This window comes from Salinicoccus albus DSM 19776, assembly GCF_000385175.1.
In the GTDB taxonomy this organism is placed as follows: Bacteria; Bacillota; Bacilli; order Staphylococcales; family Salinicoccaceae; genus Salinicoccus; species Salinicoccus albus.
This window is the reverse complement of record NZ_ARQJ01000021.1, coordinates 26470-42670: the sequence shown is the minus strand read 5'-3', so window position 1 is coordinate 42670 and position 16201 is coordinate 26470. Positions and strand designations below refer to the sequence as shown.

Sequence of the window (16201 nt, the reverse complement as noted above, 5' to 3'; positions counted from 1 at the left end):
CGTCATACAGGCTGTTAATAATTACGCTTTTCAAACTTAAGCAATAGTTTCGACAGTAAGAGGCCGAGCATAAATATACCAAACGTACCCACTGCATTCAGGATTGTATAAGGCATATCCGCCATATCATGCAGAAAAGGTCTGTCATTCAAATAAAAGTAATTGCCGTCCACCCATCCATTTACAATGAATATGACAGCAAAATAAATCAGGAATAATCCAAAAGTCTGTAATGCACCTTTAAACGTCGGTATCCATCCAGTCGTCCAGTGAATGACAAACGGATAAATGATATTCATGGAATGCAGCAGGACGAACGTCCAGCCGACAAAATGAAATGGCGGGTGGATAGCAATCGGCAGTGCAAAAGAGCCGTATGCAAACAATCCAAAGAAAAATATAGCATCAGTCAGCCACACGCTTTTTATGAATGGCTGCAAAATGATAAACCAGACCACCACTCTGCAAATATGTAAAGGCAGTGCATTCGTCAAATCATACCCTGTTTCAAAGATGTACCAGCTCGTAATCATCAGTTGATGCATGATACCCAGAAGGGCAAAGACGATGTAAACACCCTTCAGCCGGCCGGCAAATCGGTACCTTTGCCTGTATATAATACCGAATATGATGAACAGCATTATAATATAAATAATGTGGGCGACCCCGCCGACTTCTATGTAAGGCACCGCTTCATTCCAAAACCAGTTCATCTTAGTCCCTCTCTTGTCATTAATCCACTCAACCAAATTTTAACACAGGTAATGATATTTTGTATTTGTGCTCACAAATTACAGAAAGCATTTGATAAGGAACCAGCTGCAAAATATTGCAGCTGGCTCCTTATTTTTATACATCAAATACAATTTTGCCCATCATCCCGGCATTTTCCATCCGAGCAAATGCTGCATCATATTCAGACAGGTCGTAACGCTTATCCATGACTGGTTTAATGTCGTGCTGCGCGATGAAGTCCATCATCTCACGAAGTTCCTCTCCGCTGGCCATAGTGGAGCCGAGCAGATTATATTGACCATAGAAGAATTTGCGCAGGTTAAAGTCAACCGTATCGCCCGCTGACGCGCCGAAAGCGACCAATGTGCCGCCGCGTCTGAGCTGGTCCAGCGATTGATTGAAAGTTGCAGCACCGACACTTTCGATAACCAGGTCGACTTTTTCTCCGTCCAATGCTTCCTCCCAGTCGGATTCACTGTCTATCGCTTTATCTGCACCAAGTGCCAATGCTGCCCTGCGCTTTTCCTCAGACCTTGAAGTGACATAGACTGATGCGCCGGCGGCCGCAGCAAACTGCAGAAGTAATGTGCCCGCGCCCCCTGTGGCACCGGGGATAAACACTGTCATACCCGCTTTCAGTCCGCCTCTGGTAAACAGGGCCCGATAGGCTGTCATAGCGGAAAGTGCCAGCACACCCGCTTCCTGCCAATCCAGATGTTTTGGCTTCATCACCGCATTTTCTGCCGGCACATTAATGTACTCAGCAAATGTACCGTGGGCGGGAACACCCAATATTTCAAACCCTTTTGGCGGAGCCTCACTGTTGTCCTCCCAGTTGAGGGCTGGGTTGATGATCACTTCATCACCCGTTTTTAATTTGTCTACACCTGCACCGACAGCATCTACAACGCCTGCGCCGTCCGAGCCGAGAACAACTGCCGGCGCTTCTGCCTCATGCCTGTCGGGAACAAAAAGATCCCTGTGATTGAGACCGGCTGTTTTTATTCTGACTCTGACCTCGCCTGAAGCGGGTGCCGTCTGTTCAATTTCTCCATACTGCAGACCGTCTGCACCGCTTTTACCATAGTGAAATAGTGCTTTCATCATGTATGCCTCCCGTTTTCATCATTAGCTTCCCACTCATCTTAAGTCCCCCAGTGAATAAACTTCAAACATTGCGCTTAAAATTAGCGGGCCGGGCAGATATTGGACTGATGGTCTATCCAGAATTGACATTCAAAAGGGGGGGATCCATCCTTGATTTCCATCATCCATTTCTTATCCCTCTGTAGAAGAGCTCCCATACGCCCTGTGTATCCTGTTCATCAAAATTTTTCTTATAAAGATCCGGCATGGTAGACAGACCATCCAACAGCAGAAAATATGTCTCATAAATTTGGGAATTGGATAACGCCGGATCTATCTCTCGGTCTTCTTTACCACGATCTAATATTTGATCAAATATTTTTTTTGTCTCATTTTCCATTTCTGTAAACTTTGCGACTGCATAATCTTCCAGACCCTGGGGCTGATATTTGATAAAACGATAGTAAAAATTCATGCTTGCTTTATCATTATCACCCAAAGCATGCTCTGCGAGTAACTTATATAGTTTATCTTCTGCCGGGCTGTCATATGATATTAGCATTTCTTTTAGAAATGATATATATTCTGTTACTTCTTTATCCAGCACATCTTCAAAAAGCTTCGCTTTACTTGTGTAGTGAGAATATAATGAAGGTTTCTTAATACCTACTTTTTTGGCAATCATTAACATGGTCGTGCCTTCATAACCATAAGAGGCGAAAAACGCCCTGCTTGTAACCAGTATCTTCTCTTTCGTATCCAATGATTAAAACTCCTTCTGTCCTGTATATCATTATCAAGTGACTATTCTTTGGAATTCCCTTGCCTTTACAAATATAGTGGTTGTAATGATTAAGCCGATACTTCCAAATCCGAACAATATGAATTGCAGAGGGACGCCGATAGAATTCAGGCCGCTGACTAAAGCATAGGCAATAGGATCAAACCCGTTCATCGCTAAAAATATAAGACTCATCACCCGCCCCATCAAACGGTTTTCAGTAATTTCCTGGGCTGCTGTGAAAAAGGGTATGAATACAAATGACATAGCAAAACCGATGAATAACAGCATAAGGGGTAACAGCATCAAATGATCCATAAAACTGAATATGATATAGAATATTACTGTGGCCAGAAGGCCGTATAAACTCATTTTTCCTTTTTCAGCAATGATATATCTTCCCAATACCAGCGTTCCAAAGACCATTCCGATGCTTAAACACATTTCCATATAACTCAAATTGATTGGCGATCCGCCATGAATATCCACAAGCAGCGGCATGGCAACATGAAGTGTCCCAAAAATAAAAAAGTTCAATGTGATGAGTATCAGCATCCCGATCAACAGGAAATTGGAACCCCGGACGTAATTAAATCCTTCCTTAAGATTTGTAATCGGGGATTGATTCACTTTATTTTCAACTGCCGCTTCTCTGATTAACGGTGGAAATATAATGACAGCAGATAAAGAGACAAGTATAAAAGCAAGGAAAAAGCTTGCTGATACGCCCGCAACCTCCATAGTCGCCCCTGCCAGCACCGGCCCCATGATAAATGACAACTGGTCCACACCCTGAAAATAGGCATTCGCCTTTTGAAGCTGCGGCCGTTCAACGATTTTAGGCAGCAGCGATGTACTCGCCGGACCAAAGAAAGCATCAAGCATACCAAACAAACCTGCAAACACCAAGAGTAACACGAAGGACATCGCATTATTCCACACGAATAAGGTGATGATAAGTAAAAGTACAGCCTGTATCAGATTTGTCCCAAACATGATTGTCGATTTCTTATAATTATCTGCCAGCACACCGCCATATGCCATCATGACAAGACGCGGTACTGTAATAGCGATAAGTACAATACCGAGTAATGATGGCAGGTTAAAATCAGTAATGACATACCAGGTGGTTGTTGTTAAGAACATACTGAAGCCTGTGACAGCAAATATACTTGCTGCGAACAATAAGACAAACGTTCTATTTTTGATTAATGGTGTAAGTGTGTTCGTCATTTTCACAGTACCTCTCTTAAAAATTTAGCTACCTAACGTTAGGTAGCTAAAATGTACCATGAAATTTACACTAATGCAATTCAAGCTGCTTGCTGGAAATAAGACTACGGGCGCTGCTTCTGGGAAAAATATGACAGTGTTTAATGCAGGCCAAGGATAAGAGCAACTGGGGCGTAGATCGTCTCTGGGGAACAGTCTCGGGTTTGAAAAAGCGACGAGACCGGGACAGGCCCGAGTCCCGGGTTTGAGAAAGCGACGAGACCGGGACAGGCCCGAGTCCCGGGTTTGAAAAAACGACGAGACCGAGACAGCACCCCTTACCGTCACCGTCACATCAGCGAAGCCATGAAGATGTAAGAAACTATGTAAATATAAGTCTCAAATCGTTGAATGCCAGAAATTAAATTCGAAACCCTATTAAACTTACATTATGACGAAAAGAACACTTCCCAATATCGGAAGTGTTTTCTAGGAATATGAGGGATGATCCTCGTCAAGCTGGAGGCCGCTATGATGAACTATTCCGCGATCAACTGGTATGACTTTTTTTTATCTTCAGGTGAGTAAGTGATTGTCACAATCATCAGTTCATCGGCTAATGTCTGTGATTGTATCTTTTTGAGTCTGCTTTTCACTTCATCCGGATTGCCTATAATCATATTCTTTTTCATATTTTCTATCGTCTCATGGGCGTCCTGTTCGGATATATAGCTCTTTGCATCCTCTATGGACGGTATCCCATTCAGCTCGGCGCCAGCATCTTTTTGCAGCTGCCAGACAATTGAACTTAATGATATTTCTTCTGCTTGTTCAGTTGTCTCAGCACAAACCACAGATAAAGCCAGCATGACATAAGGCTTCTGTTCCATATCCCGTGGCTGGAATGAGTGGCGATACTGATCGATAACCGCTCTAGTGTTACCATCACTCATAAACTGTCCAAAACAATATGACAGCCCCTTTTCTGCTGCTGATTCGGCACTTTTATCACTTGTTCCCAGCATCCAAATCTCTGGAGGGGAGTCCGGCAGGGGGGACGCTGTTAATCCGGGTGCTGCGTTATCTGTATATTTAATCAGCTCATGCATTTTTTCCGGCATGCTGAAAACCCCCTGCAGGAAGTTGTCTGATAGAGCCTCTGAAGCTTCAGCCGGTCCGCCGGGTGCTCTGCCAATGCCAAGATCTATCCGGTCCGGGAACAGGGTCGCCAGCATGTTGAAAGTTTCTGCCACTTTATAGGGTTTATAATACGGAAGAAGCACGGCTCCTGAACCGATCTTGATACGCTTGGTGTTAGCCCCGATGTAACTCAGCAGTACTTCAGGCACACTGGAAGCAAGGCCGTCAAGCGCATGATGCTCCGCCACCCAGAAGCGTGTATATCCAAGTGACTCGCCTTTTTCAGCCAACTCCATCGTTGCCTGCAACGCTTCCCGGGGGGTTTGATTGGCTGAAATAGGTGCTTGATCCAATATACTTAATTCCATTTTCGATTCTCCATTTTATTCAATTTCTGTAAATGTAACCCTGTATTCTCCGACATTATCTTCCTCATAAAGATTGTCGATAGATGTGGAAAATTGAGAAATTACGCCTTTGAATTTCATATCTTTTCCAGGCACTTCGATATCAAACTTTTCTTCATATAAGAGTACAGAAACATCATGATATTCCTCGCTTGTCACATCGAAAACCACTGAGACCACTATGCGGCCGTTCTCTTCAGTCTGTTGAAATTCCTTCAGTTCAATTTCCTGATTATTGAGCGTAATTTTTTCCACCAAGTGATCATTCCTTTGCAATTTGTTTAAATACAGTATGTATACTGTTATACCATATTCAGACATGAAAATTAAAAAACACTGCTTGTCCGTTTTTATTACCAGCCAGTCCCGGGTATTATAAAATATAAACTGAGGTGAGATAAAAATGGCAGTATCACTTGAAAAAATTCAAAATGCACACGTCCGTATTGCTCCCTATATCAATGAAACCCCATTGATCCGCATGCATCATCTGGATGATATATCGGGCTGCAAGATTTTCGCCAAGCTTGAAAATATGCAGAAGACCCATGCGTTTAAAATCAGAGGCGTTCTAAACCGGTTTTTGCAAATGGAGGAGGAAACGAGAAACAGAGGGGTTATTGCCGCTTCTTCTGGCAACCATGGGAAAGCCGTTTCTTTCACTGCTAAACAGCTGGGCATCCATGCAACTGTCGTGGTCCCTTACACAGCCTCCGAATTTAAAGTGGAGGAGATAAAAAAGCAAGGCGCCAAAGTCGTCTTTAGTAAAGTTGAAGAGAGAATGACCATGGCCAAAAACCTTGCTGAAAGACATGGCTATATTAATATCCCGCCTTATGATGACGAAGATGTCATCGCCGGACAAGGCACTGTCGGGCTGGAAATACTGAGCCAGCAGCCGGGTCTGGATTACGTCATTGTACCGACCAGCGGCGGCGGTTTACTTGGAGGGATTTCTACAGCAATCAAACGCGCCTCAGCCAGTATCAAAGTATATGGCGCAGAACCTTCAGCTCTCCCCCGCTATACAAACAGTCTGTCAGCAGGGAGATTGACACGTGTCCCCGCAAAGGAAACAATAGCCGACGCACTTGTAACCGATCAGCCGGGTGAAAAGAACTTTCCGATTGTCCAAAAATATTCGGACGGCATGCTGAGTGCAGATGATGAAACAATACTGAAGGCTATGGAACTGCTGCTTTCCGAAGGTAAAATTTTGGCCGAACCCTCCGCTTCAATTACCCTTGCTGCGCTGATGGAAGATAAGCTGGATGCAGGGCCGAATGACAAAGTATGTCTGGTTCTTTCAGGCGGCAATGCCGGATTGGATTACTTCGCTAATCCTGAAGGATGAACATGCCCGCTGCCCTGGGTGGCTAGTATAGAATGACAGCCCTGATCAGCACGAAAAGGCATCCCCGGCTAAAGGGGATGCCTGACATGATATTTCACCGATTATGCAGCATCATCATCGGAGTCTTGTGACTGTTCTTCTTTAGCATCTTTGTAGATACCGAACTGATCGATCAGTTTTACATTCCGTTTTTCACCCTGCAGGAGCTCCCCTTCTACCTGATACATATTAACAACCATTTCATCATCCTTTACTTCATAAGTTGCGAAGTTCTGTACTGCTGAATCACGATTGTTATCATGGGAGTCTTCAAATGCATCTGTTTCCTGCGGCTGATTACCGAAAGCGAACAGGCTGTTGTAGTCATCCATATCCGACTGTGTCATCCAGTCGAGCTCCGGCCTCACTTCATGGAGGTGCTCTTCCCCTTTGGAATAGACATCATCGTATTCTTTAGTTCCGCCTGTGTTTGGCAGCACATACGTTGTACCCTCAGGGTTCTGCAGATATTCCACACCATTCTGTCCCACATGCGTTTCTACATCTTCGACTTCAGCGTTTGAGAAGTTTTCATCTGTTGGCACATGCTCCAGGGAGTGTGTTCTTGAAATGACATGATCATGTCCCTGCAGCGCAATATCGATATCCAATTCGTCAATCAATGCTGTCAGTTCTTCTCTGACTTTCTGCACGTCTTCATCCTGAAGGGAATGATAGGACTTGGAATAAAGCGGTTTGTGGTAATTGAGCACCACCCACTGTGCCCCATTTTCGCGGGCTTGTTTAACATCTTCTTCCAGCCATTCAATCTGTTCCTGGCCGATTGCTTTTTCTTCGGGATTATCTTCAGATTCCTTGTTGTCATTTGTATTCAGCGTTACAAAGTGCACACCATTGTAATCAAAGGAGTAGTAGGAACCGCCGCTGACCGCGTCATTTTCAGCAGGCACATTGAAATGCTCATTGAATTTTTCAGTGACAGGATCGTCATCGTATTCAAGTGCATATTCATCGTGGTTCCCAGGTGCAACAGCCATAGGTGCTGACATCCAGTAAGGCTGGGACTGCTGGAATATGTCCACCCATTCATCTTCGACTTCAGCTGTTTCTACTACATCACCAGTATGCATGATAAAATCAGCGTTGCCGGCTGTCTGCAAGGCACGTTTGATCGTATCGGCACCAAATGCCGCTTCGTTTCTGACATTCTCGTTCCAATAGGCATTCTGTGTATCCGTGTAATGGACAAATTTGAACGGATCGCCTTTTTCACCTGATGTGTTGAATTGTCCCACATCACTCACTTTACCGGATTCACTGCCAACCTGATAATAATAGGTGGTATTCGGCTCAAGATCAGTGGCTGTCGCTTTATATGAATACTCCGTCACATCAATCAATTCCAATTGACCATGTTCATCACCGGCCATCCAGTCGCCGCCGTGTGCCTGAGCATCAGTGTAATAACCGTTGATCTTGGTCTCGCCATTTTCGTCTTCCACGGGTTCCCCTTCTTCATCTGTGACCGGATCTGCGTAGATGTAATTGCCATTTTTGTCACGCTCAGCATAATGAGAGGTCACTTCTTTAGGTTCAGCATCAAACTCCAGCGTATCATCGAAATTGCCGGATTTGGAGACCCAGACTTTAGCATCGTCAAACTTGTCTGTTGTGTACCAGCTGAAGCCCATTTTACTTGTCGTATTTCCATTGAAGTTCGCGGTAATTCTGTTCGGTATATTGTTCGATTCAACCTCTGCGACTTCAGGCTTGCTTTCGGTCAGGACCGGATCAAACGCCTCTTCATCGGCCCCCTTATCTTCAGGGTCTGCTGGCTGGCCGCCGCCTGCAGCAAAAGCTGCAGGGCTTAAGAATGCTGAAGCAATCAGCGCGATGATGATAAAGGTTATCGCGGCTGTGAATAGATTTTTTCTGTTGCTGAATGACTGAAAATCCATTGATGGACCACCTTTCTAAGTAAATTTTAATTGACTTCCAATCAATTTTAAATCCTGTTGCATATCCAGTATAGAAAATGAATATTTAATGATGATTAATTTTATGTAAAGAAAAAATTTACTTTCGAAATATAGCTTTCTTACCGGCATTTATTGAAACCGATATTGGCCATAAAATCAACACCGCAGTTTGGCCCCCGTTTTCACTTTTTAAGTGTTAAAGTCAGCAGAAATAACCGCATAAGAAGCTTGCACAGAATCAGGACAATAAAAGACGGTTTTTACAGCAGAACAGAATTTCTTATTAAACAGGACGAAGATTCATGAACCTTCGCCCTGTTATATTGACTTTTCTGAAATAGCCAGTTTCAAAGTTTACCAAGGAATATATGATAAAATAGACATATTTCATGATAGAAAGTCACGCATATTTATGGAGGAATATAATGATGCAGCCGATTCTGCATGGTTTCATCTTAGCACTTGGCCTGATCCTGCCACTGGGCGCTCAGAACGTTTTCATCTTTAACCAGGGCGCCAACCACAAAAGCATAAGAAAATCACTCCCTGTCATCATTACGGCAGGGGTATGCGATACTTTCCTTATTACTATTGCAGTACTGGGAATATCGGTTATGCTGCTGTCCTTTCCGGCACTCCAGCTGGCTGTATTCCTGATTGGACTGGCATTCCTGCTGTATATGGCATGGTCACTGTGGCATGAAAAACCGCAAAATGCAGATGAATATAATGCCATGAGTCCGATAAAACAAATTTCCTTCGCATTTTCCGTATCCATCTTCAATCCTCACGCCATCATGGATACCGTCGGTGTCATAGGGACAAGTGCGGCTGCATATGAAGGCACTGAAAAAATCATTTTTACCATTACAACAATTTTCATTTCATGGCTCTGGTTCCTCCTGCTGTCAATTGCCGGAAAATTTATCGGGAGCATCGATTCAACCGGAAGATACATCGTGATATTGAATAAAATATCCAGCCTCATTATTCTGATTGTTGCAGCGATTATCTTAAATAATATAATCGAGTTATTGCAATAAGCCGAAGGTGCCCAGTTCACTTCATCACTTCCCTGAATAAATGGAGAAAAGCCTGTCTATCTTCTTTTGATACAGGCTTTGGCCCCCGGGTTCTCCCGCCGCTTTTACGGATCATGCTCCCCATATGACGCATTTCAAGCAGATGATCAATATTTCTATCATCGTATTTGAATCCTTTATGGTGTATGACAGTACACCCTTTGGGCAAAAGCAACGAAGCCAGACCGTAATCCTGGGTGACAATGATATCCTCTGCATCCGCCAGTGCAACAATTTTAAAATCAGCGGCATCAGGTCCGGCTTCCACATGAACTGTATCCACATGATCCGGCTGATTTTGAGGCGAGTAGTGTGACAGGCTGGACACCAATATGACCGGCGTTGCTGCATGTCCCGCCTCTTCAATAATAATATCTTTTACCGGACAGGCGTCCGCATCGACAAGCACTTTCTTCATTATCATCACCTTTATCGGCCTAATGGAATAATATATGGGGTTTTGGCCACAGGGTCTTCCATAATGGTACACCTTAAGCCGAACACTTCCTCTACCAGCTGTTCAGTAACAATCTCGCGGGGATCCCCCTGTGCAGCAATCTGGCCATCTTTCATGGCAATCATATGATTTGCATATCTCGCCGCATGATTAAGATCGTGAAGTACAGCAACCAATGTGTTGCCCTGCTGGTTCAGATCTTTGAATAGTTCGAGCAGTTCAATTTGATGGGCAATATCCAAAAAAGTCGTTGGTTCATCAAGCAGCATCACGGGCGTTTCCTGTGCAAGTACCATTGCCAGCCAAATCCGCTGTCTCTGGCCGCCTGAGAGCTCATCTACGAAGCGGTTTGAGAGGTTTGTCGTGTTGGTGACATCCATGGCAGATAATACAGCCGCTTCATCGGCATCCGTCCACTGTCTCACGAGATTTTGGTGTGGATAACGGCCATGTGCCACCAGATTGGCTGCTGTGATGCCATCCGGAGCGGTGGAAGATTGCGGCAAAAGACCAAGCTTTCGCGCTACTTCTTTTGACTTGTATGCTGCAATATCTTTCCCGTCCAGAAAAACATTACCGGCCGTCGGTTTTAGCAGTTTGGACAGCGCCCGCAGCAAAGTGGATTTTCCGCATGCATTGGGACCCACGATTACTGTAAAGGACTTATGCGGGATAGTTACAGATAGATTTTGCGATATAATCCGGTCATCATATTGAAGTGTGATGTCCTCTGTCCACAACCGGGAATCATGTTGAACTGCAGATGATTGGTTTTCAGCATCTGATTGTGTCGCCATAATCAAGTACAACCTCTTTCAATATATAAATTCATCCTGCCGCGACCGCTTCATCCGTCAGTATACTGAGCGCGCCTGGCGGAACAACAGCCATAGAAGATACCCGCCGCCTAAAGACAGCGTGACGATACCCACCGGGAGAATCGCATCCTGCACAATGCTTTGGGCGAGTATATCTGCCGCCGGCAGAAGCAAAGCACCCATTGCTGCTGATGGGATGAGGCTTTCCTCATTTCCGGTAAAGCGCTTTACGATTTGGGGAGCAGCGAGTGCAACAAAACTGACCGGACCCATTACCGCCGTAGGTGCAGCAGTCAATGCCATCCCGATAAAGATCAACACAAAGCGGGAACGTTCAATCCTGACGCCGTGAGACATTGCGGTATCATTGCCCAGTTCCATTTCGCGTAAAGGCCTGTTCATCGCCCATGCACAAATTAAGAAAAAAATAACAACTATCATTGCAGGCAGCACCTGTCCCCAATCCATCCCGTTTAATGAGCCTGCGCCCCATGCCGCTGCAGTCAAAGCGACTTCTGCTTCATTTCTGATCAGCAGCATGGAGTTCAGACTGCTCAAAATGGTGGAGATAGCGATACCGACAATAATCAGACGAAATCCCTGAGTACCCTTGCGGAACGCAAATAAATAGATGAGGACAGCTGTCAGGAAGCCGCCTGCCAAAGCACCGGCAGCTACATTCATATAGGATGTTGAGCCCAGCACGAGCATTACGAATAATGCCCCGGTATAAGAACCAGAACTGAATCCGATGATGTCGGGAGAACCCAGAGGATTTCTTGTGATTGACTGAAAAATTGCGCCGCTGACGGACAGTCCCGCCCCGAAGATAATTGCCGCTATCACTCGTGGTAAACGCCATTCCACAACTATAGTATCAGCCGTGCCCTCCGCCTGACCAGTCAGGGCTGCTAAAACCTCACGGACTGTCAGCTCCACCGATCCCATCGTCAGCGCAAACATTGCTGCGATCACAGTTACAGAAAGGAGTATGGCCGTGACAACAATGTTCCTTGTGTCTATTCGCCATTTTAACAGCCCCTTCAGCCGTACATAGCCTCGTCCAAAATCAATATGCCGCATCATAAACCACTCGCTTTTCTTCTTCTTACAAGAATCAATAGAATCGGGGCGCCTACGAAACCGGTGATGATGCCGACCGGGACCTCTGCAGGAAACATGATTATCCTTCCAATAATATCCGAAAGGAGCAGCAGCATAGGTGCCACCACTAACGAATAAATAAATATCCATGGCTGATCAGGACCGACAAACCACCGCACACAATGCGGAACCATCAATCCGATAAAACCGATGGGGCCTGCAATAGCGGTCGCACCGCCGGCCAGGAGAGTGATGGCAATCAAACCAACCACCCTGATAAGGCCGACGCGGACACCTAAGGATGCCGCCCGGTCATCTCCGAATGCAATTGCATTCAATGCATGCGCAATAGCCAATGATAATATAACTCCAATGAAAAGGAATGGCAGTATCAACAAAAGATCATTGAGACTTCTGTCGGCCAAATTCCCCACACTCCAGTTCAGCATATTTGAGAAAGCATCCGTATTCATCAGTGTCAGCGCAGTCGTGACACCGCTCAAAACAGCACCCAGGGCCACCCCCGACAGGGTAATCTGTACAGGCGACGGTGATTTTTTCCCGGCACCGCCGCTGATGACATAAACTGCAATTGTCGCAGCCAGCGCTCCGGCAAATGCGAACCAGAGATAGCCGGTCATTGAAGTGACAGAAAATACGCCGACAGCCATTGCCACTGCAAAGGAAGCCCCGGCATTCACCCCAAGAATGCCGGGATCTGCTAATGGATTCCTGGTCAGAGACTGGATCAATGCGCCCGCCAGGCCGAAAGCAGGCCCGGCCGCCATCGCCACCAGAGTGCGGGGCACTCGTTCCGCCTGGACGATCGTATGATCAAAAGTGCCGGCCGGTGAAAAAACAGCTTCTATGACAGTCATGGGCGGAAGCGGTTTGGTTCCGACCATCAGACTTACCAAAACTGTCGCCGCGAGCAGTATGAGTGCAGCGATTAAACCTGCAAAACGCTGTCTTCTTACAGATTTGATTGATTTTGTTTCTTTTTTTGTCATCACAGTTGATTGATGACTTGGCTGCTTTGATGCTGCCAATAAGTTCACTCCTCATCTTCCAGAACTTCGGCTAACTCAGGCGTTACATTGTCAATCGCCCATAGTATGGAAGGCACTGTCCCAGTTGAAAATGCATTTGACAGATCACTGTCCAGTACGACCGACCGCCCGTCAGCAACTGAAGGTATCTGCTGGTACAGCTGATTATCAGTTATCTGACTTCTGTCTACACCGATCGGGAGGACAACAGTAAGATCGGCGTCCAGAAGTTCCAGCTGTTCGTCAGACAAACTGACATAAAAACTGTCTTCAGCAAGTGCTTCGATCTCATCTTTCGTTTCAAATCCAAGCCTTCTGACAAAATCGATGCGGGAATCCCCTTCTACATAAGCTCCGAAACCGTTGGCATCATAGGCAGCAACAGTAATGGTCTGTCCTTCAAATTGCGGATTTTCTTCAGCCGCCTGCTCAAATGCAGTATCCACTTCCTGCAGTAACGCCTCACCTTCATCCTCCCGATGAAGTGCCGTTGCAATCATCTGCACCTGATCCTCCATGGAAGTCAGGTAATTATCTGCGCCTTCAGGTACACCAACTGTTGTAGCAATATCGGATAATCTGTCATAACGTTCTTCATCACCTGAAGACTTGGTATCCAGGATAAGGTCCGGCTGGAGCGCTGCAATTTGTTCATAATCAGGCTCCATCGTCCCGATAATTTCAGGAGATTCTTCATAACTATCTTCCATCCATGGTCCTACACCGTCTCCTCCAAAATCAAGCCAGTCGCTTGCACCGACCGGTTCTACGCCAAGCGCCAGTGCAGTTTCAGCATCTCCCCAGCCAAGCGCAACCACCCGTTGGGGTTCTTCCGGCACATCCACTTCCCCGAATTTCGTGTCGACAGTATTGGCAGAACTATTACCTGCACTTTCTTCCGCCCCTTCATTTTCTCCCGATGAACAAGCCGTCAGCATGATCATTGCAATAGCTGCTGTAAAAAGCTTAGAAAAAAGCACATTTCTGTTCATTTATATGTATCCTCCCAATTGTTAATCGTTTAATTGATAATCATTTTCAATTAAATTATACAAGGATGAAAATTTTTGTCAACAGAATACGATGATGACAGCAACGATTATTTACCGCCGGCATTTCATGAGTATTCACTTATGCTCCAGGCGTCCCTTATATAAATTAAAAGGATCTGGGTCAGAAGCTTATAAAGTGATAAAATATTGCAGCATGAACAGTAAAATCCATATGTTTATCTCTTAAGAGATAAACATATGGATTTTTAAATGAAATATTTTTCTGTCCCAAGCTCTCCATAGCATCCAGGGTCAGTAAAGTGTTTCATGCCGTTCAGATGGACACATCCCTTGATAAAAACTCGGACATTGCTGTTTCATGCTTATCAAGCATAATCTGGTTTGGATGAATCCCCGCTGCGCGCAGGACTTCAATGTTATGCATGAGAAACTCGTCGCTTCCGACAATATAGAACAGGCCATTCTGATCCGAAGTGAGTTTTTTCATTGCTTCATAGTAGTCCTTACGGTTATCGACGAATTGTGATGTGAACTGCCTGTCAGGCGCGGACCCAAAAATATCAGTGAATATGAAGTCTCTCGATGAATCGATGTTCAGAGAATGGACTTGATTGACATTGCCGGCACGTTCGAAATACTCGAGTACAAGCGGTCTGAAAGTCGCCAGACCGACTCCTGAGGACAAGAGGTAAACATTTCTGTCTTCCCTTTTCAGCGGAACGTTCGAATGTGTTTTAAATATTGCAACTTCATCGCCAGCTTTAAGGCTGCTTAAAATTGTTTTAAACTCAGAGCACTGCTTCCTGACGCGGGTGGTAATGCCGATTAGATTTTCATGCGGTAAAGTGGAGATTGACATGTGGCGGATCAGGCTGCGGTCCGGTTTTTCTCCGGCATTGAAACCCTCCAGTGCAAAATGGGTATGTGCACCCTCTTCCCATGTAAAACCTGCCGGCCGGTCGAGCATGTATGTTTTAATCTCACGCGCTTCTGAAATGATCCTATTTATCCTTGTCCAGTATATTTGCAATTAGATATTCCCCTCACTCAATTACTTGTATGGTTAATGTTCAGCATACACTAATTGAGAATTTTTCTCAATTACCGAAGTCTTTATTTGTTATTTACATAGGGAGAGCCTGTCGGATTAACTGTTTGCCCGCCTGAAGCTTAACGTCGCCAGCAAAATCAGGAGGGCTGTAAATATCAGCAGGAAGAGCACCTCTCCGGTCGTGGTTACAGGCTGACCAAAGAATGAGAGATTAAGCCCCATTTCCTCCCTTACAGTCTCACTCAAACGCTCCACATCAATCATGATATGTTTCATCAGATCGACACCATAGGTGACGGGGTTCAATGTCACAAGGAAATTGACCCATCCGGGCATATTATTTAGCGGAAATAAGGCACCGGATAAAAAGATCATCGGCATAACCAGAATGTTTACAACCAGCTGAAATCCCTGCATTGAGTTAAGGAGGCTTGCCACGAGCAAACCCAGTGACGAAAAGGCACAAGCGATCATGAACATTACAGGGAGCATCTGTAAAAATGAAATCAGATCAATGCTTATACCGAGCACCGGGAGGAGTATAAACATCATGACCCCCTGCAAAAATGCAACGGACGCTGATCCAAGCATTTTACCGATTGCAATATTTACCCGGGAAACCGGAGATACAAGAATTTCCCGCATATAACCAAAATCACGGTCCTGTATAATCGAAAGCGATGAAAAAATGGATGTCATCAGCAGAGTCATCGATACAATCCCGGGGAAGATAAACTCTGTATAATTGAAATTCTCTGCATCGGTTCCAGCACTGACCAATGATTCCATCGAACCGCCCATCCCGACACCGAATACCACCAGAAATAATATGGGCATGGAAAAAGATCCAACCATCCGGGGCCGGTCTCTGAAAAATTTGATAATATCCCGCTGCCAGATTGCAATAATTCCTTCCATCAGCCATCCCTCCTT

General features: G+C 45.2%; 16 protein-coding genes. 2 read left to right on the top strand and 14 right to left on the bottom strand.

Going from position 1 to position 16201, the window contains the following annotated elements; translation table 11 throughout:
* Window positions 1-14: 14 nt before the first annotated feature.
* The 6 genes from G343_RS0103410 to G343_RS0103385 all read right to left on the bottom strand — a co-directional run bounded on the left by G343_RS0103410 (window position 15) and on the right by G343_RS0103385 (window position 5616).
* The gene (locus G343_RS0103410) at window positions 15-713 is read right to left on the bottom strand and encodes a TMEM164 family acyltransferase (RefSeq protein WP_020006709.1); all 699 of its coding nucleotides are present in this window, start codon (window positions 711-713) and stop codon (window positions 15-17) included.
* Window positions 714-849: 136 nt separating this feature from the next.
* Window positions 850-1839 (bottom strand): zinc-binding dehydrogenase, encoded by a 990-nt coding sequence (locus G343_RS0103405; RefSeq protein WP_020006708.1) that lies wholly within the window; start codon window positions 1837-1839, stop codon window positions 850-852.
* Between the two features lie 163 nt (window positions 1840-2002).
* Window positions 2003-2584: a TetR/AcrR family transcriptional regulator gene (locus tag G343_RS0103400; protein WP_020006707.1), complete on the bottom strand. Its 582-nt coding sequence runs from the start codon at window positions 2582-2584 to the stop codon at window positions 2003-2005.
* Between the two features lie 33 nt (window positions 2585-2617).
* Window positions 2618-3835, bottom strand: coding sequence for an MFS transporter (locus G343_RS0103395; RefSeq protein ID WP_020006706.1), 1218 nt, complete (start codon window positions 3833-3835; stop codon window positions 2618-2620).
* Window positions 3836-4353: 518 nt separating this feature from the next.
* Window positions 4354-5322, bottom strand: coding sequence for an LLM class flavin-dependent oxidoreductase (locus G343_RS0103390; protein WP_020006705.1), 969 nt, complete (start codon window positions 5320-5322; stop codon window positions 4354-4356).
* Between the two features lie 15 nt (window positions 5323-5337).
* Window positions 5338-5616 (bottom strand): DUF3219 family protein, encoded by a 279-nt coding sequence (locus tag G343_RS0103385; protein WP_245541929.1) that lies wholly within the window; start codon window positions 5614-5616, stop codon window positions 5338-5340.
* 148 nt (window positions 5617-5764) lie between these two features.
* On the opposite strand from G343_RS0103385, the gene G343_RS0103380 reads away from it, so the two are divergent.
* Window positions 5765-6715, top strand: a complete 951-nt coding sequence (locus G343_RS0103380; RefSeq protein WP_020006703.1) for a threonine/serine dehydratase family protein — start codon at window positions 5765-5767, stop codon at window positions 6713-6715.
* Between the two features lie 101 nt (window positions 6716-6816).
* Here the strand turns inward: G343_RS0103380 and G343_RS0103375 are convergent, their stop codons facing one another.
* Window positions 6817-8673 carry a purple acid phosphatase family protein gene (locus tag G343_RS0103375; protein ID WP_020006702.1) on the bottom strand — a complete coding sequence of 619 codons (1857 nt, stop codon included), beginning with the start codon at window positions 8671-8673 and terminating at the stop codon, window positions 6817-6819.
* Between the two features lie 446 nt (window positions 8674-9119).
* On the opposite strand from G343_RS0103375, the gene G343_RS0103370 reads away from it, so the two are divergent.
* Window positions 9120-9737, top strand: coding sequence for a LysE/ArgO family amino acid transporter (locus G343_RS0103370; protein WP_020006701.1), 618 nt, complete (start codon window positions 9120-9122; stop codon window positions 9735-9737).
* Window positions 9738-9753: 16 nt separating this feature from the next.
* On the opposite strand, the gene G343_RS0103365 is transcribed toward G343_RS0103370, so the two are convergent.
* From G343_RS0103365 to G343_RS0103335, 7 genes are all read right to left on the bottom strand, one after another.
* Window positions 9754-10200 (bottom strand): YaiI/YqxD family protein, encoded by a 447-nt coding sequence (locus tag G343_RS0103365; protein ID WP_156823561.1) that lies wholly within the window; start codon window positions 10198-10200, stop codon window positions 9754-9756.
* Window positions 10201-10205: 5 nt separating this feature from the next.
* Complete coding sequence (locus tag G343_RS0103360; protein ID WP_033426519.1) at window positions 10206-11030, bottom strand: ATP-binding cassette domain-containing protein; 825 nt, start codon at window positions 11028-11030, stop codon at window positions 10206-10208.
* A 57-nt stretch (window positions 11031-11087) separates the two neighbouring features.
* Window positions 11088-12134, bottom strand: a complete 1047-nt coding sequence (locus G343_RS0103355) for a FecCD family ABC transporter permease (RefSeq protein WP_020006698.1) — start codon at window positions 12132-12134, stop codon at window positions 11088-11090.
* Entirely contained in the window at window positions 12134-13213 is a 1080-nt protein-coding gene (locus G343_RS0103350; RefSeq protein WP_245541928.1) for a FecCD family ABC transporter permease, read from the bottom strand. The genes G343_RS0103355 and G343_RS0103350 overlap by 1 nt, the downstream gene beginning before the upstream one ends.
* The gene (locus tag G343_RS0103345) at window positions 13210-14196 is read right to left on the bottom strand and encodes an iron-siderophore ABC transporter substrate-binding protein (protein ID WP_020006696.1); all 987 of its coding nucleotides are present in this window, start codon (window positions 14194-14196) and stop codon (window positions 13210-13212) included. Before G343_RS0103345 ends, G343_RS0103350 begins: the two co-directional genes overlap by 4 nt.
* Before the next feature lie 334 nt (window positions 14197-14530).
* The gene (locus G343_RS0103340) at window positions 14531-15247 is read right to left on the bottom strand and encodes a hypothetical protein (protein ID WP_020006695.1); all 717 of its coding nucleotides are present in this window, start codon (window positions 15245-15247) and stop codon (window positions 14531-14533) included.
* Window positions 15248-15364: 117 nt separating this feature from the next.
* On the bottom strand, window positions 15365-16186 hold the full coding sequence (locus G343_RS0103335; protein ID WP_020006694.1) for an ABC transporter permease: 822 nt from the start codon (window positions 16184-16186) through the stop codon (window positions 15365-15367).
* Window positions 16187-16201 lie beyond the last annotated feature (15 nt).

Bases quoted from the DNA above. Each gene is read 5' to 3' on its own strand.
- G343_RS0103355 (WP_020006698.1), bottom strand. From the start codon at position 12,134: ATGCGGCATATTGATTTTGGACGAGGCTATGTACGGCTGAAGGGGCTG.
- G343_RS0103380 (WP_020006703.1), top strand. From the start codon at position 5,765: ATGGCAGTATCACTTGAAAAAATTCAAAATGCACACGTCCGTATTGCT.
- G343_RS0103395 (WP_020006706.1), bottom strand. From the start codon at position 3,835: ATGACGAACACACTTACACCATTAATCAAAAATAGAACGTTTGTCTTA.
- G343_RS0103370 (WP_020006701.1), top strand. From the start codon at position 9,120: ATGATGCAGCCGATTCTGCATGGTTTCATCTTAGCACTTGGCCTGATC.
- G343_RS0103365 (WP_156823561.1), bottom strand. From the start codon at position 10,200: ATGATAATGAAGAAAGTGCTTGTCGATGCGGACGCCTGTCCGGTAAAA.
- G343_RS0103360 (WP_033426519.1), bottom strand. From the start codon at position 11,030: ATGGCGACACAATCAGATGCTGAAAACCAATCATCTGCAGTTCAACAT.
- G343_RS0103345 (WP_020006696.1), bottom strand. From the start codon at position 14,196: ATGAACAGAAATGTGCTTTTTTCTAAGCTTTTTACAGCAGCTATTGCA.
- G343_RS0103405 (WP_020006708.1), bottom strand. From the start codon at position 1,839: ATGAAAGCACTATTTCACTATGGTAAAAGCGGTGCAGACGGTCTGCAG.
- G343_RS0103410 (WP_020006709.1), bottom strand. From the start codon at position 713: ATGAACTGGTTTTGGAATGAAGCGGTGCCTTACATAGAAGTCGGCGGG.
- G343_RS0103335 (WP_020006694.1), bottom strand. From the start codon at position 16,186: ATGGAAGGAATTATTGCAATCTGGCAGCGGGATATTATCAAATTTTTC.
- G343_RS0103375 (WP_020006702.1), bottom strand. From the start codon at position 8,673: ATGGATTTTCAGTCATTCAGCAACAGAAAAAATCTATTCACAGCCGCG.
- G343_RS0103390 (WP_020006705.1), bottom strand. From the start codon at position 5,322: ATGGAATTAAGTATATTGGATCAAGCACCTATTTCAGCCAATCAAACC.